Raw genomic sequence first — 20,051 nt, 5'->3', positions numbered from 1 at the left:
AGAGTGTTAACGACATTTGGCAACTGTTGAAAAAAGTTGGATACTATGGAAGTGTCTTACAGTCTTCAGTCTATCTAGATAGACACTCTACCGCTTGGCTATAAAGAACTGTTTCAAGTTAGGGAGAAGAAGAGTAAAAAACAGTTGATTAATCAGTTGTTGAAATACGATTTGAGTTTGGCTGATGCATGCTAGATTGACTAAAGTTTTTTGGTTAATTTTCAATAAATGATCTATTTGACTGGAGCAAAAAGTTAAAGAATGAGATGTCTTCTTCTAGCGGTTTATTTTCCAAAAAGTTAACTTTTTGAGAAGTGTTCTTCATGCCACAATAGTAAAGCTCAAGGAAGATTTAGTGTGAAAAAAGTCTGAACCAAAAGAGGGTAACGGGGGCTCATCGATAGAGTAATTTTCAGGAGCTAGGGGCAAATTCAATGGCGGTCGCCGAAGGTTCCCGGGTCAAGATTGTTATCTATGATATCTGGTTCAACAATAAGGAAAAAACGATTTAAATGATAACTATAGTAGTGTCATTTTTAATAAGCTGCTTTGTGTCTGAAGACAGCAGTCGTGCTATAATAAGAAAAAAGCAAAAAGGAATGTTTATGGTTTTATCAAAAAAACGAGCACGTAAGGTTATTGAAGAGATTATCGCTCTTTTTCCAGATGCCAAGCCTAGTCTAAATTTTCGTAACAGCTTTGAGTTGCTAGTGGCGGTGACCTTGTCAGCACAAACAACAGATGCGGCGGTCAATAAAGTGACCCCAGCTCTCTTTGAAGCCTTTCCGACTCCTGCTGATATGGCTTTAGCAACAGAAGAGGAAATTGCCGAGTACATTTCACGACTGGGGCTTTATCGTAATAAAGCTAAGTTTTTGAAAAAATGCTCGCAACAGCTCTTGGAAGAGTTTGATGGAGAGGTACCCAGAACGAGATCTGAGTTGGAAAGTTTGTCAGGTGTAGGACGTAAAACAGCCAATGTGGTTATGAGTGTTGGTTTTGGCATACCAGCCTTTGCGGTTGATACCCATGTAACCAGAATTTGTAAACATCATGATATTGTGAAAAAATCAGCTACACCACTTGACATTGAAAAACGCGTCATGGAGGTATTACCTAAAGAAGAATGGCTAGCGGCTCATCAGGCGATGATTTATTTTGGACGTGCTATCTGCCATCCTAAGAATCCAGAATGTCACAAATACCCTCAACTCTATGACTTTTCTGAAATTTAAATCCATCCAGTGCTTTCTTGATGATGGGATTTGTTAAAAATGCCTTGATAAAAGGTTTTATAGCCGTTTTAGGTAGGAAATACTTAGCCTATCGCTAAATTTTATGCTATAATAGAGACACTATATTTACTTTTTAGGAGACTATTGATGGAAGACCCCGGTCAGTCCTTGATTTTACAATTTATTTTATTACTTATTTTAACCCTGCTCAATGCCTTTTTCTCAGCCAGTGAGATGGCTCTTGTTTCCTTGAATCGATCTCGTGTTGATCAAAAAGCCGAAGAGGGTGATAAGAAATTCATTCGTTTGCTGAAAGTTTTAGAAAATCCTAATAACTTTTTATCAACTATTCAGGTAGGGATTACTTTAATTAATCTCTTGGCTGGTGCCAATTTTGCAGATTCTTTAGGGGAAGTTATTGCCAGTTGGTTTGGAGATTCTAGGCTTGCAAGTACTATTGGGAGCGCGGCGTCCTTAATCTTCTTGACTTATATCTCTATTGTTTTTGGTGAACTTTATCCCAAACGGATTGCCATGAATCTCAAGGAAAATCTTGCTGTTGTTTCAGCACCAGTTATTTTGGTTTTAAGCAAGATTGTCAGCCCCTTTGTTTGGTTGCTATCAGCATCAACTAATCTTCTCAGCCGTATCACCCCAATGAATTTTGATGATGCAGATGAGCAGATGACGCGTGATGAAATTGAATACATCTTGACTAATAGTGAAGCCTCACTGGATGCGGACGAGATTGGTATGCTTCAAGGAATTTTCTCTCTTGATGAGATGATGGCGCGAGAGGTTATGGTACCTCGTACAGATGCTTTTATGGTAGATATCAATGATGATATCAAGGAAATTGTCCAAGCTATTTTACAAGAAAATTATTCCCGCATTCCTGTTTATGACGGGGATAAGGATAAGGTTATTGGGCTCATTCATACTAAGAAAATCCTTAACGATGCATTTGCGAATGGCTTTGATAACATCAATATTCGTCGTATTATGCAAGAGCCATTATTTGTTCCAGAGACTATTTTTGTAGATGACCTGTTGACTCAGTTGAGAGCAACTCAGAACCAAATGGCTATCCTTTTGGATGAATATGGAGGTTTAGCAGGTATTGCGACATTGGAAGATCTTTTAGAAGAAATTGTCGGTGAAATTGACGATGAAACAGATCTTGCAGCTGAATCGGTTCGTGAAATTGCTGAAAATACCTATATTGTTCAGGGAACAATGACTCTCAATGAGTTCAATGGTTATTTCGATACAAACTTAGAAAGTGACGATGTTGACACTATTGCTGGTTTCTATCTAACAGGAGTTGGTTCGATTCCGAGTCAAGAAGTCAAAGAATCTTACATTGTGGATAGTAACGATAAACAATTGACCCTAATTAACGATAAGGTTAAGGATGGTCGTATTAACAAATTAAAATTATTGGTTTCTGAAATTCCTGAAGAGGAAGAAGAAGATTAGATTGAAGACAAACGTCCTTTTGGAGGTTTGTCTTTTTTGGTATCTCGACCTTTGAAGTAAAAATGGGTCGTAAAGCTGAACTAGACCAAAATAAAAGGCCTTCCTACCATCATTTTCCTGGATTGTTGATAGTGAGACACGTTAAAGTTATCCCAAGAAACCAAGGATAGGCAGTGTTCTTCTCAATCTCCTTGATAGTCTGGCGCATGGAGCGAATCTTATAGTAGCATTGAATAAGAAGGTTCTTGATTAACATAGCAAGATTCAAATTCGGACGACCATTATAAGAAGAATAGGTGTCGTCAACTAAATGATAAATAACCTCAAAATCATGACTTGTTCCACTTGACGGAGAAAGTAATCCTCAGAAACCAACTGGTCAAGGGTATAATATGCAAATTGCTTGCGATTATAGTCTGGCTTTTCTAGTGTCCTCAAAAGTTCTTGTGGTTTATTAAAATTCAAAAATTAGTAAAAAGCCTCAGAAACTTAGTTCTAAGGACTTTACCTTATGTTCTAGGAAATTAATGGCAAGGCTTGTTGACTGTACTATAAAAGAACTTATTGAATTAGCCATGTCATTTTCTTGTGGCTCTTTTATTTTAATGGTGAAAAGTGTATAATAGAAAATATAAAAACGGTTACATAAAATTTTCACGTATGGGAGGATGCAATGACTGAAACTGATTATTCACAAGTAACGGGAATGGTTCATTCAACGGAAAGCTTTGGCTCTGTTGATGGTCCGGGTATTCGTTTTATTGTCTTCATGCAGGGCTGCAAAATGCGTTGTCAGTATTGTCATAATCCTGATACTTGGCAAATGGAGACAAATAACTCGCAAGAAAGAACAGTCCAAGATGTCTTAAATGAAGCCATGAAATACCGCCATTTTTGGGGTAAAAATGGTGGCATTACGGTTTCAGGGGGAGAAGCTCTCCTACAGATTGAATTTGTTACAGCCCTGTTCCATGAAGCCAAAAAATATGGGATTCATTGTACTCTGGATACTTGTGCCTTACCATTTCGTGATAAACCAGCTTATCACGAGATCTTTGACAAACTGTTAGAAGTGACTGATTTAGTTCTTCTAGATATTAAAGCGATTCGTCCTGAGAAGCATAAACTGGTCACTGGTCAATCTAATCGTAATATCCTGGCTTGTGCCCGCTATCTATCTGACAAGGGAAAACCAGTTTGGATTCGTCACGTTTTGGTGCCCGGATTGACAGATGTGGATGAAGAATTGGAAGAGTTGGGGCAATTCGTCAAAACCCTAAGCAACGTGGACAAGTTCGAAATTCTACCCTACCATACAATGGGTGAATTCAAGTGGCGAGAATTAGGCATTCCTTATAAGCTTGAGGGTGTTAAACCGCCAACACCAGCTCGCGTTCAAAATGCCAAGGATATCATGCACACTGAAAGTTATACAGAATACATGAAACGCATGCAAGGTGCTTAAATGAAGTCAGCTGGGATAATAATCCTAGCTTTTTTTAAAAAAAGTTATGTCAGAGTGGTTCTTATTTGTTAGCAAGTACTTTGGTAGTTAGTTAGACTTATGGTATAATGTAACAGAAGTTAAAATAATAAAGAGGTATAAACATGTCTAAATTTTTAGTTTTTGGTCACCAAAATCCTGACACAGATGCCATTGCATCATCATATGGTTGGGCTTACTTGGAGCGTACAGTTTTTGGTCGCGATGCTGAAGCAGTAGCACTTGGTACACCAAACGAGGAGACAGCCTTTGCGCTTAACTACTTTGGTGTAGACGCTCCGCGTGTGGTTGAATCTGCTAAAGCAGAGGGTGTTAGCCAAGTTATCTTGACTGATCACAACGAATTTCAACAATCAATCTCAGATATTCATGATGTGGAAGTTGCAGCTGTTATTGATCATCACCGCGTGGCTAATTTTGAGACTGCTAACCCTCTTTATATGCGCGTAGAGCCGGTTGGATCAGCATCTTCAATCGTGTATCGTGCTGCCAAAGAAAACAAGGTAGAACTTCCAAAAGAAGTAGCTGGTCTTTTGCTTTCAGGATTGATTTCTGATACACTTCTTTTGAAATCACCAACAACTCACGAATCAGATCCGCAGGTTGCTAAAGAATTGGCAGAAGTAGCTGGTATCAACTTGGAGGAATACGGCCTTGAATTGCTCAAAGCAGGTACCAACCTTTCTAGTAAGTCAGCAGTAGAATTGATTGATATCGATGCTAAAACATTTGAACTTAATGGAAATAGTGTCCGTGTAGCACAAGTAAACACCGTTGATATTAACGATGTCCTGGAACGCCAAGAAGAGATTGAAGCAGCTATTGCTGATGCGATTGTATCAGAAGGTTACTCCGACTTCGTCTTGATGATTACTGATATTCTTAACTCAAACTCAGAAATTCTGGCACTAGGTTCAAATATGGAAAAGGTTGAAGCAGCCTTTAACTTCAAGCTTGACAATAATCATGCCTTCCTTGAAGGTGCTGTTTCACGTAAGAAACAAGTAGTCCCACAATTGACAGAAAGTTTCAATGATTAAAGGCAATAACAGGTAGAAATCATTTTGAATTGTTACCCTTCAGATTGAAGAAAAGGTCCATTTTGGACTTTTCTTCAATCTTTTTTTCTTTATAGCCGAAAGCATTGAAATAACGGCATTTCCAAAAGTCAAATGATTATTCAGGTTCCTATAAGATTTCCTAAATGATCACTTGTCAGGGAGGTGTCAGGTGTCTATTTTATCAGCTATTTATCAACTATAGTGGGTGACTGATAGCTAAGCGTGCGAGGGAGTCATATTGTTTTTTGGTATGTTCACGACAAAAAAATAAGTTATATGGAACTTTCTGCCATTTGTCAAGTATATCCAAGCTTACTATAAAAATGACCTTCAAATACACCAGTCGCTTGCTGGTTACTGTCTTATTTTGATGATTTGGTGGTTTTAAAAGAGTGCACCAAACCAACACCTTATTTGGAGAATTTTTGGCAAAGTGTCAGCATAATCCTGCATGGGTAAGTTTACTGATTTTAGATTAGACGTCTAATCGTAATGTTTGCAATGCGAAATGAGGTAGGACATTATCTTGATAAGATGAGTCATGGAGGCGATCGAGTGTGGCTTGGTTGAGGTCGGCTGTGATTGTCCTTTTTACACTGAAAAAGCCCCATAACCTTCATAGTTAAGTCACCCACTACAGAAAATTAGGAAGCTTTTTGTTATAGTTTGACTCTTGTCATTAAATAAAGGAAATAAGGGGCGCCAATCAAGGTGACAATGATTCCAGTTGGAACCCCTGTTCCAACAAGTAATACGCGTCCGATAGTATCAGCAACCAAAAGTAAAATCATGCCAAGGATAATACTACTTGGGATCGTCAAATGATGGTCACCGCCTAGTAATTGACGTGTGATATGCCCAGCAACAAGTCCGATAAAGGTAATATTGCCAATTAAGACAACACTGAGAGAGGCTAGAGCGGTTGATAGAACGAGCACAACCACTCGTTCCTTATGAAGCTCTAATCCTAGAGCTAGAGCGGTTTGTTCGTTGAGGTTCATGATGTTAAGAGACTGACTTCTAGTATAAGTGATGATCCAAAGGAGAAGCAAAGCTGGTGCAAAGCCTAGTATTCTTGGCCATGATCCTCCAGAAATACTGCCGCTCAACCAGCTGACAATAAAATCGACTTTAAAATCATCGATTCCAGAAACAACGGTAACCATTAGTCCTGATAATATACTGGACATTCCAATACCAGCAATGATTAAGCGTGTTGGGTTGACACCGTGATTCTTTTTTCGAGAAATCCAGTAAACAAGGACAATCGTTGCTGCCCCACCAAACATGGCTAGAAAAGGGGTCAGTGCCGTGGTGTTACTATCTGATAAATCAGAGTAGCCGACAGCAAGTGCGACCATCAATCCTGCCCCAGAATTAATGCCTAAAATACCAGAATCAGCCAAAGGATTCTTAGTAAGATTTTGCAGGAGCAAGCCTGACAAGGCAAGAGAGCCTCCGCCCAAAAGACAGGCCATAATACGAGGTAAACGAATTTGGGTAATAATCAACGTCATGCCCCTGGAAGATTGACCGGTTAAGACGTCGACAAGATCCATGATGGAAGCATTAGCATAACCGATTGATAATGCAAGGAAAAAACAGGTAAGGAGTAGGAAAATTAGGATAAGAAAGGTTGGTTTGGTGCGTTTTTTATGTGCCATCATAGGTATTTTCCCCTTCTAATAAGCCACAAGAAACAAGGTAGGCCGACAATGGCAATAATGGCACTAATCGGTGTTTCTGTGGGGGGATGAATCATGCGCGAAACAATGTCAACCCAAAGCAGAAATACTGCCCCAGCGTAAGCTGATAAGGGAAGAATAAGACGATAATCCTTTGGAACAAAGAGTTTAATAAAGTGAGGGATGATCAAACCGATAAAGGAAATGGAACCTACCATAGCAACAGCACCTGATGAGATAACCAAAACAATTATTAATAATAATAAAGTCATTAGAAACGTTTCTTGACCGAGGGCTTTAGCCACTGTCTCATTTAAACTAAGAATAGTTAGTTGGTGAGAAAATAATTGCGCTAAGCAAAGCCCTAGAATAATAATAGGGATAATCATGGTAATCATAGACCAGTTGATTTGGGCCAGTCCCCCTGCCTGCCAACCAATAACTGTGGTTTCAAGATTGAAATAGATCGTTATGGCTTGACCGAGTGCAGAAAATAGTGTGGAAATCATGGCTCCAGCTAAGATTAATCGCACTTGATGGTAGCCTCTTCCTTTCTGATAGGACAAGATGAATACCATCAGAGCCGCAAGACTAGAACCGAGAAGACAAATCAATAAGATCTGGAGGTAGTGAAGATTACCAATAAAGGCATAAGCTATAATGAGAGCCAAACCTGCTCCAGCATTGATACCAAGAAGCCCTGGATCAGCAATAGCATTTCGTGTAATCCCTTGCATAAGGGCACCAGCTTGAGCCATGGCTGCCCCAACAAAGATGGCAGCTATGATACGTGGCAGACGAATATCAATCACAATATCTTGGATTTTTGAATTGGTGAGAGGGTGTTGCAAGGCAGTTAATACCGCTTTATGAGAAAAATGAACAGCTCCAAATCGTAAACCAGTGTAGATCCCTACTAGGAGGAAGATAGTAAGGATGAAAAAAACAAGCCAAAGTAATTTTGGCCTATTTTGATGAGTCATTATGGGCGACATAATAGCCTTTCTAATGATTAGTTAGCTTTTTTGACAGCAGTAGTAAAAGCATCTAGTTGTAGCTCAAGCGACATCGGATCAGCGAAGTAGAAGAGGTTATAGTCAACCGTTAAAACGTGTCCTTCTTTAACCGCAGGAATGTTTTTCCAAACATCGCTTTCCTTAAGTGATGAGGCAGCCTTTTGATTATCTTTATTGATATTGACGACAGCATAGTCACCGATGTAGTCACCAAGAACTTCTTGAGAGACCCCAAACCAACCTTTTTTGAAAACATCTTCCTTAACTTTTTGAGGTGCTTTGTAGCCTAGAGCGCGATATATTAACTCACTACCACGTCCAAATTCTGGACCATAGAGATAGATACTTTTATCGTAGAAATCCATAACAGTAAAAGTAGTATCTGGCTTGAGTTGCTTAGCTAGTTTCTTTTTCGTTTGAGACACTTTTTTGTCCCAATCTTGACGCCATGCTTTGGCTTCTTTTTCTTTACCAAAAATCTGACCTAATTGGTCCATGACTTGAAGATAATCGCTAGCGCCAAATTCAATAGCCAGTACAGGCGCGATTTTTTTGAGTTTGTCGATGTTTTCATCAAGTGAAAAAACAATGATCAAATCAGGTTCTTGGGCAGCAATAGCTTCAGTATCAGCTGACGTTAGTTGCGGCAATCCTTTTAGCTTATCGCCAAAAGCAGTGCTATTTTTTTCTAAATCAAGTGAATAAGAAGAAACATCAACACCAAGTTTTAAAAGATACCCCGTGTATGAATAGGCAAAGTTGACGACTTTTTTAGGGTTTTCAGGAACATCACCATAGTAGGTAAATCCTTTTATCTTGGGCATACTAGAAATATTAACTTCTTCTGATTTTGAAGTTTCTTTTTTGGAAGAGCTGCAAGCGACCAGAAGAAAACAAGCAGTCATAAGACAAATGAACGTTAAGAGTTTGCGACCTTTCATAAATCCTCCGAAGGTGATAATAATTGATAAGAGAGTAAAATGGGACGTTTGGAAACAGGATCGTCGATAATATGAGCCTTTATTTGAAAAATATCTTTAATACGTTCAGGTGTAATGACCTCTTCGACAGATCCTTGATAGCGAATGGTTCCCTTTTTCATAGCGATGATGTGATCTGAAAAACGGGCTGATAAATTGAGGTCATGGAGCACCATGACAATAGTTTTATCAGAATCTTTATTTAAACGCTCCAACAATTCAAGAACTTCAAGTTGGTGGTTGAGGTCTAGATAAGTCGTTGGTTCATCTAGAAAAATAGTATCAGTGTCTTGAGCCAAGGCCATAGCAATCCAGACACGTTGACGCTGACCTCCGCTGAGACTATCCACTTCAAGATTGGCGAGTTCCGTCACTTTTGTCATCTCCATTGCCCAGTGGATGTGGCTACGGTCATGGGCAGTCATAGTTCCCAGATATCTCTGATGAGGAAAGCGGCCATAAGACACTAATTCATAAACGGTAATCCCTTCAGTTGCTTCTAAAGCCTGAGGAAGAAGAGCGATTTTTTTAGCTACCTCCTTAGTAGGCATCTTGGCGATAGACTGACCATCAAGGTAAATATGACCTTTTTTAATGCTATGGATACGTGTTAAGGCTTTGAGTAGGGTAGATTTCCCGCAACCGTTAGCACCGATGATGGTGGTTATGGCTCTTCTAGGAAGACTGACCGAAAGATTTTCAATAATGGTAGTGTGATCATAGGCCACATCAATGTCGCAGGCTTGAATCTCTGACAAGGTAGGTCCTCCATTTCTTAAAGTAACAGCTTATTGATGACGTGTACGACGTGTTTTAAAGATTAAAAAATCCAATACTTTAACGATTTATTCAGTCTGATCCTGGATAATCCGTGTTTGATTATAGCATAGTAAAAGGGCTTTCAAAAGCCCTTTTTGCCTCTTTTTACAGAAAATTTTCTTAATAATAATCATTCAAAAAAGTATCAAGAATGATTATAAAAATAATTTTGCGACTTCTAAATCACCAGCGTATTCAGCATGTTTTCCTTCGACGATTTGATAAGCATCTGCTCCCTTACCAGCAATGATGACGGCATCGTCTTCATTGGTAGTGTGTTTCAAAGCGGTTTGGATAGCCTTCTCACGGTCGATTATGATCTTAACAGGTCGATCAATATGGTTGGCGATTTCTTCAGAGATGGTTTGTGGATTTTCGAAGTTGGGGTCATCAGCCGTTAAGATAACCCTTAACTTAGGGTACTGATTGATGACATGACCGAAGTCAGCACGCCGGCTTTCCCCTTTATTGCCTGGAGCGCCTAATATCAAAGTAATCTGTCCTTTTTGATGCTGGCTGACAACATCAAGCAACTTGGTTAGACTATCGCCGTTATGGGCGTAATCGACAAATACTTTAGCACCGTTTGCTTGTGTTAAAACTTCCATACGACCGGGAACACTGGTTTCAGCAATCCCTTTTTGGATATCCTCAAGACTTGCGCCTAGACGTCGACAAGCTAATCCTGCGGCAATAGCATTCTCTTGATTAAAGTCACCAATTAATTGGATATCGTAATGTCCAGCTAGTTTTCCTTTAGCATCAAACGAAAAAGCAGAGCTGTTTTCAATAGCGTTGTCAGAATCTTGACCATAGAAATCATGAGGACGAGTTTCAACTTGTTCTTTAACTACTTGGAAGTGATTCATGCTACTATTGACAACGACTGCCTGGCTATTAAGCATTAGCTGGCGCTTGTGATAGAAATAATCCTCAAAAGTTGGGTGTTCAATCGGCCCGATATGGTCAGGACTAATATTGAGAAAGACGCCAACATCAAAAGTCAATCCATAGACGCGTTTTACCAGATAAGCCTGACTGGAGACTTCCATGATTAGGTGTGTCATACCATTTGAGACCGCTTCAGCCATCATTTTAAAGAGGTCTAAACTTTCAGGAGTAGTCAAAGTTGACTTAAAGAAGGTTTTGCCATCTAAGGTTGTGTTCATGGTTGATAGCATGGCTGGCTTATCATGTTGTTTCAAGATGTGGTAGGCAAAATAGGCAGCCGTGGTTTTACCTTTAGTCCCTGTAAATGCCAGTAATTGGAGTTTCTCTTGGGGGTTGTTGTAGAAAGTCATAGCAATTAAACTCATTGCTTGCTTAATGTCATTAACTAAGATTGCAGGGATTCCTACTTCGTAATCAATTTCAGAGATATACCAGCTGAGACCCTTAGAAACGGCTTGTTCTAAAAATTCAGTTTTGAAGGATGCCCCTTTGGCAAAAAAGAGTGTCTGAGCATTGACCTCTCGGCTATCATAGCTTAAGTTATCAAAACAGACTCCCTGCCAGTTAAAGAAGTAACCATTAGGGTGGTTGATTTGGCGATAATTTTGATCATTCTTTAATATATCTAATACGGTTTCTATTGTTATCATACTTCTTATTTTAGACCTATGGTTAGAGTTTTACAAGTCTTATGTAAAAGTTTATAATGAATTGAAGAAGATTTAGAAGGATTGGAAAATGTCTGAAAGCAAATCAAAAATCTCCCAACAGGAGCAGATGATGCGCGGGACTGCCTGGTCGGCAGCTGGAAGTTTCATCAGTCGTTTATTGGGAGTGATCTATATCATTCCTTGGTATCTGTGGATGGGTAAGCATGCTAATGAAGCCAATGCACTTTTTACGCAAGGTTATAACATCTACTCACTTTTTCTCTTGATTTCTACATCAGGTTTGAATGTGGCAGTAGCAAAACAGATTGCCAAATATAATGCCATGGACAGGCAGTCTGAGGCCATGCAATTGATTCGTCAATTCTTAAAGTTCATGCTGATTATTGGTTTTATTAGTGCTGGGATTATGTTTTTTTTGTCTCCGGTTATTGCCAAACTGTCAGGAGCGGGTAACGAACTAGTCCCGGTTATTCAAAGCCTATCTTGGTCTGTTTTTATTTTCCCAATGATGAGTGTCATTAGAGGCGTTTTTCAGGGACACAATGATTTGGCTCCGTCTGCTAAGAGTCAAATAGCTGAACAATTTATCCGTGTTATTTGGATGCTTTTAACAGCTTATTTTATCATGCAGCTTGGTTCTGGTGATTATGTTAAGGCTGTTACTCAGTCAACCTTTGCGGCCTTCCTTGGAATGTTAGCCAGCATGGTTGTTTTGATCTTTTATTTGGCTAAATCAAACTTGTTGAAGCCAATTTTTTTTGAAAAAACAAAAGATGTCTCTGTTGATGCCAAGGTTTTGTTTGTTGAGACCTTGAAAGAAGCAATCCCTTTTATCGTGACCGGCTCAGCCGTTCAAGTCTTTAGTTTGATTGATCAGTTTTCTTATGTTCCTTTTATGAAAATGATAACAGATTATAGCCGTTCGGATTTGCTGGTTCAATTTGCTTATTTTGCGTCAAATCCTAATAAGGTTGTTATGCTCCTGGTATCTGTTGCAGCTTCCATTGGTGGTGTTGGGATTGCTTTATTGACGGAAAACTACGTTAAAAAAGATATGAAGGCAGCCGCTAGTTTGATTACTAATAACTTACAACTGCTCTTTATGTTTATTATGCCAGCGATTGTCGGCATTCTTGTGTTAGCCAAGCCAGTATATACTGTTTTTTATGGCGCACCTAGTGACATGGCACTTGGTCTGTTTGTAGCAGCAATGGTGCAGACAGTATTTTTAGCCCTTTACATCATGTTGTCTCCCATGCTTCAAGCCATGTTTGAAAATCGAAAAGCCATGCGGTATTTCATTTATGGATTAATAACTAAGATTGCCTTACAGCTTCCCATGATTTACCTGTTCCATGGCTATGGTCCACTTCTATCAACTTCTATTGCTTTAGCGGTTCCGATAGTCTTAAGCTATCTTCGCCTGCAACAGTTGACGCCGATTGATGCTTCTAGTTTGACAAGGCGTTTGCAGATGATTAATCTGATGACACTTGTGATGGCCGTTTTGACGGCAATTGTGACATTTGGTTTAAGTTTTGTGCTTGATCCTGCTAGTCGTGTTCACAGTGTGCTTTATGTTGTTATAGTTGGTGCTGTTGGTGTGTTAAGTTATGGCTACATGTCGCTTAAAACGCGCATGCTGGATAAGTTGATTGGTGGGCGTGCTGGTCGTCTTCGTGAGAAATTTAAGATTTCATAAATCGATGATATTGGGTTAGACAAATGTCTAGCCTTTTTACATTACTCGGAAGAAAGCTTTTAACTAGTAACTATCCTCGGTTGCCTAAAAACTATTAGAGTCACTAGGCTCGTGTTGGTTTATCGCTATAATGGTAAACTATATCCTTTTATCATAAATCGGTATAATCCTTCATCTGTTATCTTTTCTGAGAAATGTTAGAATAAATGTACTTGATTAAAGGTGACTATTATGAGGCTTTCTAAAACCAGAAAGGGAGAGTTATGACAAAAGCTTATCAATTGGCTACTATTTTAGCGCAAGCAGGCATCAAATCAGATGATGCAACCGGCTCACTGGTGGCTCCAATCCATCTATCAACCACTTATCAACACCCAGAATTTGGCAAGTCTACTGGTTTTGATTACACACGAACTAAGAATCCTACCAGAAGTGCATTGGAAGAAACGCTGGCAAAAATCGAACAAGCACAGTATGCTATTGCAACCAGTTCAGGTATGAGTGCTATTGTGCTTGCTTTTTCAGTCTTTTCTCATGGAAGTAAGGTCGTTGCAGCGCGTGATTTGTATGGCGGTTCTTTTCGTTGGTTTAACAGTCAGGAGTCAGAAGGCCGTTTTAGTATTACTTATGCTAATACCGAAGAGGAGATGATCGCTGCCATCGATGAATCGACTGATGTGGTTTATATTGAAACCCCAACCAATCCCTTAATGGTCGAATTTGACATTGAAAAAGTGGCCAAGGTCGCTCATGATAATGGGGCAAAAGTCTTGGTTGACAATACTTTTTTTAGCCCTGTTTACCAAAACCCGATTCCGCTTGGTGCTGATATTGTCATTCATTCAGCAACAAAATACTTATCAGGTCACAACGATGTCTTAGCAGGTGTTGTTATTACAGATAGTACAGAACTTTTTGAAACACTCATGTATCATTACAATACCACTGGGCCTAATTTATCTCCACTGGATTCTTATCTTCTCATGCGTGGACTCAAAACCCTTAAAATCCGTATGGAAGCTGTGACAAAAAATGCTCAAGACTTGGCGGTTTTTCTAGCAAATCATGTGGCTGTTAAAGAAGTTCTTTACACAGGAAAAGGCGGGATGATTTCTTTTAAAGTTAAAGATCAAGGAAAAATTCCTGCACTCTTAAATAGTCTCAAAGTGATTAGTTTTGCAGAAAGTCTGGGTGGTGTAGAAAGTCTGATTACCTACCCGGCTACACAAACGCATGCTGATATTCCTGCTGAGGTACGCTTTTCTTATGGTTTGTCCGATAATTTGTTGCGACTATCGGTAGGAATTGAAGATGTGGAAGATTTGAAAGCTGATTTAGAGCAAGCTTTGAGTAAGTGAGGCGTTAATATGACCAAGTATAATTTTACCGATATTCCAGAGCGTCTGAAAACCAATGCCATCAAGTGGCAAAAAGTTAAACATGATCCAGAGATTATTCCTCTTTGGATTGCGGACATGGACTTTCAGATTTTTCCGGCTATGACAGAAGCACTTGAAGAATTTGCTAAAACTTCCGTTTTTGGCTATGATGCTCCCAAAGATAGTCTCTACCGGGCCGTTCAAGAATGGGAAAAAACACAGCATCAAGTTATCCTTAATAAAGAAGACATTGTCTTGATTGAAGGAGTGGTACCAGCTATTTCAGTGGCTATTAATGCTTTTACACAAAAAGGAGATGCTGTTCTCATTAACACACCGGTTTATCCTCCTTTCGCACGAAGTGTCACGTTAGCCAAACGCCTTTTAGTAAGCAATTCCTTGATAGACAAGAATGGGCACTTCGAGATAGACTTTGAACAATTGGAAAAAGACTTGGTTGATCATGATGTTAAACTCTATCTTTTTTGCAGTCCTCATAATCCTGGTGGACGAGTTTGGACCAAAGAGGAAATTGTTAGGGTAGCAGAACTTTGCCGAAAATATGGTGTTTATCTGATTTCAGATGAAATTCACCAAGATTTGGTACTTTTTGGACATAAGCATCATAGTCTCTTGTCTGTTAATGCTGATTATCAGAATTTTGCTCTGGTATTGACGAGTGCAACTAAGACCTTCAATATTGCAGGAACCAAAAATAGCTTTGCACTCATCCCAAATCCTAAACTAAGAAAAGCTTTTAAGGATGCACAGTTGGTCAATAATCAGCATGAAGTCTCCACGCTAGGTTTCTTAGCCACAGAAACAGCACTAAGGTATGGTAAGGACTGGTTGGATGAATTAAAAATAGTTCTGGAGAGGAATATCAATCTACTGACTGAAACCTTGACCACACAAACAGATATCAAGGTCATGAAACCAGAAGGCACTTATCTGGTTTGGTTAGATTTTTCTAACTATGGCATTAGCCATAATGAGCTTGGAAACATTCTTCAAGAAGATGTCAAATTAATCCTAAACGATGGTTTAACTTTTGGAAAAGAGGGAGAGTATCATTTCCGTCTAAATACAGCAACGCCCACCCACGTGATAGAAGAAGCGCTGAAGCGCTTGGTCAAAGCTTTCCCAAAAGGATAGTTGAATTTTGTTGGATTGACCTACTTAAATCCTCCCCTCGCGGAGGATTTTTTGATATAATAAATAAAAACAATAGAAAGTGGTTTTAAATCATGGGAAAATTCCAAGTCATTTCACATCCGCTCATTCAACACAAACTATCGATCTTACGTCGTTCAACGACTCCAACAAAAGATTTTAGAGAATTAGTTGATGAAATTGCTATGTTGATGGGGTACGAAGTGTCTCGTGACTTGCCTCTTGAAGACGTTGAAATTGAAACGCCAGTGACAACAACGATTCAAAAACAATTGGCTGGTAAGAAATTAGCTATTGTTCCAATCCTTCGTGCTGGTATTGGTATGGTAGATGGCCTTTTGAGCCTCGTTCCAGCTGCTAAAGTTGGTCATATCGGTATGTATCGTGACGAGGAAACGCTTGAGCCAGTGGAATACTTGGTTAAATTACCAGAAGACATTGATCAACGCCAAATTTTTGTGGTTGACCCAATGCTTGCGACTGGTGGATCAGCTATATTGGCAGTCGATTCGCTCAAAAAACGCGGTGCGACAAATATTCGCTTTGTGTGTTTGGTGGCTGCTCCAGAAGGTGTGGAGAAATTACAAGCCGCTCATCCAGATGTTGATATCTATGCGGCATCTCTTGATGAAAAACTAAATGAGCATGGTTACATTGTTCCTGGTCTTGGTGATGCGGGTGACCGTCTCTTTGGTACAAAATAGCAATAGTGTCGGCTTTAGCCTAGAAAGAGCAAGAGATTGCTCTTTCCTTTTAGATGTTGAATTAGCACTCTCTAGCTTAGAATGCTAAAAAAATGAGTTTTTTATTTGACCTTTTTTGACCAAAGTCATATAATAAAATCAGTCATTAAATTGGCAATTGAAATTGCTAACAAACAATGAAATGGAGAAAAATATGATTCCTGTAGTTATTGAACAAACGTCACGCGGTGAGCGCTCTTATGATATTTACTCACGTCTGTTAAAAGACCGTATTATTATGTTAACGGGTCCAGTTGAAGATAACATGGCAAACTCAGTGATCGCGCAGTTGCTTTTCTTGGATGCCCAAGACCCTACTAAAGATATTTACCTTTATGTCAATACACCCGGTGGATCTGTCTCTGCTGGTTTAGCCATCGTTGATACTATGAACTTCATTAAAGCTGATGTGCAAACCATTGTTATGGGAATGGCAGCTTCAATGGGGACCATTATCGCATCATCAGGTGCCAAAGGTAAACGTTTCATGTTGCCAAACGCAGAATACATGATGCACCAACCGATGGGAGGTACTGGTGGCGGTACGCAACAAACAGATATGGCTATTGCTGCTGAGCATCTTTTGAAAACACGTCACAAATTAGAAAAAATTCTTTCTGATAATTCAGGGCAAAGTATGGAAAAAATCCATATCGATGCTGAACGTGATCGCTGGATGGATGCTGAAGAAACACTTGCATATGGCTTCATCGACGCTATCATGGATAACAATGAATTAAAATAATAAAGAATGCGATTTAACCTGCCTTGGCAGGTTTTTTATTTGGGAAAATTTGCTATAATAGTAAAAATAAGACTGAATAAGAAAAAGGAAACTATGGAAATCAAAGAAAGAATGAGCCTTGCGGTTTACCTTTACTATAATCGCGATGCTAGAAAGTTAAGTAAATTGGGTGATATTTTTTACCATTCCAAACGATTTAAATATGTCATGATATATATTGATAAAGATCAGGAAGAAGACATTGTGTCAACTTTAAAAACAATGAAATATGTTAAAAAGGTTAAACCGTCGGCTCTCGATGATATCGATACGAATTTTGTAGGTAATCTGGACAACCATGATGATTGATAACACATAGACGGTTCTTGAGGACTGTCTATTTTTTTGTTGATTGTTAATGAAAAGGGTAAAAGCGTAGCAAAACTGTCAAGTGTTACAGTTGTTTCTCAAAGTTCTGGAGAAAGAGGCTTAACAGTCTTTAAGAAAGTAGACAACCCCTTCCGAACATGAACTATCAAGAAAATGACTTTTACGTCTTTAAATAATAAATCTCTTAGAAGTATTGATGTCACAGTATTTCTAAGAGATTTTTTTCTTCAATTTGATAGGCTTAGAAGCTTCTTAAGGTCATTTTTTAAAAAATTTGAAAAATTCAGAAATAAAGTATTGACAATATTCTGATAATTCAGTATTATTGTGTAACATACTTTAAGGAGATTGCTTTATGAAGAAAAAATTAACTTTTGTCGCTGTTACATTGATGAGTACAGCCTTTCTTGCAGCTTGTAGTGCTGCTCCTAATAGTTCAAGTTCAAACACAGAAGGAACTAAAGTTGGTGATACGCTGAAAGTGGGATTAAACTTTGAGTCAACGGGTGATGTTTCTGCTTATGGTAACGCTGGTAAAAATGGTGCTCAATTGGCGATTGCTGAGATCAATAAAGATGGTGGTGTTGACGGTAAGAAAATCAAAGCGTTTGTTAAGGACAATAAATCTGACAACTCAGAATCAGCTACGGTTACCACTAACTTGACAACGGAAAGTGGCGTTAATGCTGTCGTAGGTCCAATGGTATCGTCAGCCGTTGCCTCAGCTAGTCCAAATGCTGAAAAAGCAGCTGTACCACTGGTAGCACCAGCGGCAACACAGGATGATTTAACCGTTGGAAAAGATGGAAAGACACGACAATACATGTTTCGAACAACCTTTATCGACAGTTATCAAGGTGAGGTCCTTTCCAAATTTCTTAGCAAGGATTTAAAAGCAAAAAAAGTAGTCCTTTACTATGATAATTCGAGTGACTATTCAAAAGGGATAGCCAAAGAGTTTAAAAAGCACTATAAAGGTGACATTGTTAGTGAGTCAACCTTCCAAGCCAAAGACACTGATTTTCAATCAGCTCTGACAAAATTCAAAGATGACGATTTCGATGCCATCGTAATGCCAGGTTACTACCAAGAAGTTGGTACAATCATCAAGCAAGCCCGTGAAATGGGAATTGATGCTCCTATCGTTGGTCCTGATGGCTTTGCGGATGATAAACTGGTCGAGTTGGCAGGGGCTAAGAATGCTTCAAACGTTTATTACGTTTCAGGATACTCAGCTAAAACCTCTAAAAAAGCAGCAGCATTTGCTAAAGCTTACAAGGAAAAATATGGTGAAGAACCATCAATGTTTGCGGCTCTTGGCTATGACTCTGTTTACATGGTAGCAGATGCAGCAAAAGGTGCTGAAAATTCTGCTGAAATTGCTAAAAACCTTGCTAAAACAAAAGACTTTGAAGGCGCTACTGGTACAATGACGATTGATAAGAAGCACAATCCAGTGAAATCCGTATCAGTTGTTGGCCTTACAGACGGCAAGGAAAGTTCAGCTACCGTTGTTGAAGCTGACAAATAATATCTAAAATCGAGGTAGGTAAGGTTTCTGATGACCATTACTACCCGACTTGCTTCAGAATTAAAACACAAGATAACATCTGGGGAGGAACCCTTCTCAGATGTTATCATTTTGATAGAAAGTTTGGTAAACTCTTATGTTACAACAACTTGTCAATGGTCTGATTTTGGGAAGTGTTTACGCACTATTGGCGCTAGGTTATACCATGGTTTATGGTATCATCAAGTTGATTAACTTTGCACACGGTGATGTCTATATGATGGGAGCGTTTGTTGGTTATTATCTGATTTCAACTTTCCATATGAACGTCTTTGTTGCTTTAATAGTAACAATGCTGATCACAGCTGCTATTGGGGTCATCATTGAGTTTTTGGCTTATCGACCACTTAGGAATTCAACGCGTATTGCAGCTTTGATTACAGCAATTGGCGTTTCATTTCTTTTAGAATATGGCATGGTCTATTTGGTCGGTGCTGAAGCGCGCGCCTTTCCACAGGCAATCACAACGATTAAATATGATTTAGGTGCCATTAGTGTGACTAATATTCAATTGATTATCTTAGCAGTATCTATTTTATTGATGCTTGCGCTTAACTTCATCGTTAAGAAAACAAAGATGGGTAAAGCCATGCGTGCCGTTTCTGTTGATAGCGATGCCGCACAATTGATGGGGATCAACGTTAACGCAACGATTAGTTTTACCTTTGCTCTTGGCTCTGCCATGGCTGGGGCGGCAGGAGTGCTGATTGGTCTTTACTATAATACAATGAATCCTCTCATGGGGATGGCACCTGGTATCAAGGCTTTTGTTGCTGCTGTTCTCGGTGGGATTGGAATCATTCCTGGTGCAGCCGTCGGTGGATTTATGATTGGGATGCTGGAAACACTGTCGACAGCAATGGGATTGTCAAGCTACAAAGATGCTGTTGTTTATGCCATCTTGATCATTATTCTCTTAGTTCGTCCGGCAGGTATTCTTGGTAAAAATATTAAGGAGAAGGTATAAGC

General features: G+C 39.2%; 17 protein-coding genes and 1 pseudogene. 12 read left to right on the top strand and 6 right to left on the bottom strand.

Annotated elements, in window-relative coordinates; translation table 11 throughout:
- The first annotated feature begins 605 nt into the window (after window positions 1-605).
- On the top strand, window positions 606-1,235 hold the full coding sequence (gene nth, locus ABP870_RS01140; RefSeq protein WP_350013669.1) for an endonuclease III: 630 nt from the start codon (window positions 606-608) through the stop codon (window positions 1,233-1,235).
- A 147-nt stretch (window positions 1,236-1,382) separates the two neighbouring features.
- Window positions 1,383-2,714, top strand: coding sequence for a hemolysin family protein (locus ABP870_RS01135; protein ID WP_350013668.1), 1,332 nt, complete (start codon window positions 1,383-1,385; stop codon window positions 2,712-2,714).
- A gap of 142 nt (window positions 2,715-2,856) precedes the next feature.
- Here the strand turns inward: ABP870_RS01135 and ABP870_RS01130 are convergent.
- Window positions 2,857-3,152 (bottom strand): annotated as a pseudogene (locus tag ABP870_RS01130) (transposase); the annotation flags it as partial.
- 235 nt (window positions 3,153-3,387) lie between these two features.
- Here ABP870_RS01130 and pflA point away from each other — a divergent pair.
- Window positions 3,388-4,179 carry a pyruvate formate-lyase-activating protein gene (gene pflA / locus ABP870_RS01125; protein WP_350013667.1) on the top strand — a complete coding sequence of 264 codons (792 nt, stop codon included), beginning with the start codon at window positions 3,388-3,390 and terminating at the stop codon, window positions 4,177-4,179.
- Window positions 4,180-4,322: 143 nt separating this feature from the next.
- Complete coding sequence (locus ABP870_RS01120) at window positions 4,323-5,258, top strand: manganese-dependent inorganic pyrophosphatase (protein WP_350013666.1); 936 nt, start codon at window positions 4,323-4,325, stop codon at window positions 5,256-5,258.
- 680 nt (window positions 5,259-5,938) lie between these two features.
- Here the strand turns inward: ABP870_RS01120 and ABP870_RS01115 are convergent.
- The 5 genes from ABP870_RS01115 to ABP870_RS01095 form a co-directional block, all read right to left on the bottom strand.
- Window positions 5,939-6,946, bottom strand: a complete 1,008-nt coding sequence (locus ABP870_RS01115; RefSeq protein WP_350013665.1) for an iron ABC transporter permease — start codon at window positions 6,944-6,946, stop codon at window positions 5,939-5,941.
- Window positions 6,943-7,959 carry a FecCD family ABC transporter permease gene (locus tag ABP870_RS01110; protein ID WP_350013664.1) on the bottom strand — a complete coding sequence of 339 codons (1,017 nt, stop codon included), beginning with the start codon at window positions 7,957-7,959 and terminating at the stop codon, window positions 6,943-6,945. The genes ABP870_RS01115 and ABP870_RS01110 overlap by 4 nt, the downstream gene beginning before the upstream one ends.
- 17 nt (window positions 7,960-7,976) lie before the next feature.
- The gene (locus tag ABP870_RS01105) at window positions 7,977-8,921 is read right to left on the bottom strand and encodes an ABC transporter substrate-binding protein (protein ID WP_350013663.1); all 945 of its coding nucleotides are present in this window, start codon (window positions 8,919-8,921) and stop codon (window positions 7,977-7,979) included.
- Window positions 8,918-9,718 carry an ABC transporter ATP-binding protein gene (locus ABP870_RS01100; RefSeq protein ID WP_350013662.1) on the bottom strand — a complete coding sequence of 267 codons (801 nt, stop codon included), beginning with the start codon at window positions 9,716-9,718 and terminating at the stop codon, window positions 8,918-8,920. Before ABP870_RS01100 ends, ABP870_RS01105 begins: the two co-directional genes overlap by 4 nt.
- Before the next feature lie 216 nt (window positions 9,719-9,934).
- The gene (locus ABP870_RS01095) at window positions 9,935-11,380 is read right to left on the bottom strand and encodes a UDP-N-acetylmuramoyl-L-alanyl-D-glutamate--L-lysine ligase (protein ID WP_350013661.1); all 1,446 of its coding nucleotides are present in this window, start codon (window positions 11,378-11,380) and stop codon (window positions 9,935-9,937) included.
- 88 nt (window positions 11,381-11,468) lie between these two features.
- Here ABP870_RS01095 and ABP870_RS01090 point away from each other — a divergent pair, with 88 nt between their 5' ends.
- The 8 genes from ABP870_RS01090 to ABP870_RS01055 all read left to right on the top strand — a co-directional run bounded on the left by ABP870_RS01090 (window position 11,469) and on the right by ABP870_RS01055 (window position 20,049).
- Entirely contained in the window at window positions 11,469-13,103 is a 1,635-nt protein-coding gene (locus ABP870_RS01090) for a putative polysaccharide biosynthesis protein (protein ID WP_350013660.1), read from the top strand.
- A gap of 263 nt (window positions 13,104-13,366) precedes the next feature.
- On the top strand, window positions 13,367-14,461 hold the full coding sequence (locus ABP870_RS01085) for a cystathionine gamma-synthase (RefSeq protein WP_350013659.1): 1,095 nt from the start codon (window positions 13,367-13,369) through the stop codon (window positions 14,459-14,461).
- Window positions 14,462-14,470: 9 nt separating this feature from the next.
- The gene (locus ABP870_RS01080) at window positions 14,471-15,637 is read left to right on the top strand and encodes a MalY/PatB family protein (protein ID WP_350013658.1); all 1,167 of its coding nucleotides are present in this window, start codon (window positions 14,471-14,473) and stop codon (window positions 15,635-15,637) included.
- 92 nt (window positions 15,638-15,729) lie between these two features.
- Window positions 15,730-16,359, top strand: a complete 630-nt coding sequence (upp, locus tag ABP870_RS01075; protein ID WP_350013657.1) for a uracil phosphoribosyltransferase — start codon at window positions 15,730-15,732, stop codon at window positions 16,357-16,359.
- 181 nt (window positions 16,360-16,540) lie between these two features.
- Window positions 16,541-17,143, top strand: a complete 603-nt coding sequence (locus tag ABP870_RS01070) for an ATP-dependent Clp protease proteolytic subunit (RefSeq protein WP_277952188.1) — start codon at window positions 16,541-16,543, stop codon at window positions 17,141-17,143.
- Window positions 17,144-17,236: 93 nt separating this feature from the next.
- Window positions 17,237-17,491 (top strand): DUF2129 domain-containing protein, encoded by a 255-nt coding sequence (locus ABP870_RS01065; RefSeq protein ID WP_350013656.1) that lies wholly within the window; start codon window positions 17,237-17,239, stop codon window positions 17,489-17,491.
- Between the two features lie 376 nt (window positions 17,492-17,867).
- Window positions 17,868-19,043: an ABC transporter substrate-binding protein gene (locus tag ABP870_RS01060; RefSeq protein ID WP_350013655.1), complete on the top strand. Its 1,176-nt coding sequence runs from the start codon at window positions 17,868-17,870 to the stop codon at window positions 19,041-19,043.
- A 136-nt stretch (window positions 19,044-19,179) separates the two neighbouring features.
- Window positions 19,180-20,049, top strand: a complete 870-nt coding sequence (locus ABP870_RS01055) for a branched-chain amino acid ABC transporter permease (protein ID WP_350013654.1) — start codon at window positions 19,180-19,182, stop codon at window positions 20,047-20,049.
- Window positions 20,050-20,051: the final 2 nt, after the last annotated feature.

Source organism: Streptococcus jiangjianxini (assembly GCF_040225085.1).
In the GTDB taxonomy this organism is placed as follows: domain Bacteria; phylum Bacillota; class Bacilli; order Lactobacillales; family Streptococcaceae; genus Streptococcus; species Streptococcus jiangjianxini.
The sequence above is the reverse complement of the archived record's forward strand: the minus strand, read 5'-3'. Positions and strand labels throughout refer to the sequence as shown.

Coding starts and splice junctions, on each gene's coding strand:
- nth (WP_350013669.1), top strand. CDS start 606: ATGGTTTTATCAAAAAAACGAGCACGTAAGGTTATTGAAGAGATTATC.
- ABP870_RS01135 (WP_350013668.1), top strand. CDS start 1,383: ATGGAAGACCCCGGTCAGTCCTTGATTTTACAATTTATTTTATTACTT.
- pflA (WP_350013667.1), top strand. CDS start 3,388: ATGACTGAAACTGATTATTCACAAGTAACGGGAATGGTTCATTCAACG.
- ABP870_RS01120 (WP_350013666.1), top strand. CDS start 4,323: ATGTCTAAATTTTTAGTTTTTGGTCACCAAAATCCTGACACAGATGCC.
- ABP870_RS01115 (WP_350013665.1), bottom strand. CDS start 6,946: ATGATGGCACATAAAAAACGCACCAAACCAACCTTTCTTATCCTAATT.
- ABP870_RS01110 (WP_350013664.1), bottom strand. CDS start 7,959: ATGTCGCCCATAATGACTCATCAAAATAGGCCAAAATTACTTTGGCTT.
- ABP870_RS01105 (WP_350013663.1), bottom strand. CDS start 8,921: ATGAAAGGTCGCAAACTCTTAACGTTCATTTGTCTTATGACTGCTTGT.
- ABP870_RS01095 (WP_350013661.1), bottom strand. CDS start 11,380: ATGATAACAATAGAAACCGTATTAGATATATTAAAGAATGATCAAAAT.
- ABP870_RS01090 (WP_350013660.1), top strand. CDS start 11,469: ATGTCTGAAAGCAAATCAAAAATCTCCCAACAGGAGCAGATGATGCGC.
- ABP870_RS01085 (WP_350013659.1), top strand. CDS start 13,367: ATGACAAAAGCTTATCAATTGGCTACTATTTTAGCGCAAGCAGGCATC.
- ABP870_RS01080 (WP_350013658.1), top strand. CDS start 14,471: ATGACCAAGTATAATTTTACCGATATTCCAGAGCGTCTGAAAACCAAT.
- upp (WP_350013657.1), top strand. CDS start 15,730: ATGGGAAAATTCCAAGTCATTTCACATCCGCTCATTCAACACAAACTA.
- ABP870_RS01070 (WP_277952188.1), top strand. CDS start 16,541: ATGGAGAAAAATATGATTCCTGTAGTTATTGAACAAACGTCACGCGGT.
- ABP870_RS01065 (WP_350013656.1), top strand. CDS start 17,237: ATGGAAATCAAAGAAAGAATGAGCCTTGCGGTTTACCTTTACTATAAT.
- ABP870_RS01060 (WP_350013655.1), top strand. CDS start 17,868: ATGAAGAAAAAATTAACTTTTGTCGCTGTTACATTGATGAGTACAGCC.
- ABP870_RS01055 (WP_350013654.1), top strand. CDS start 19,180: ATGTTACAACAACTTGTCAATGGTCTGATTTTGGGAAGTGTTTACGCA.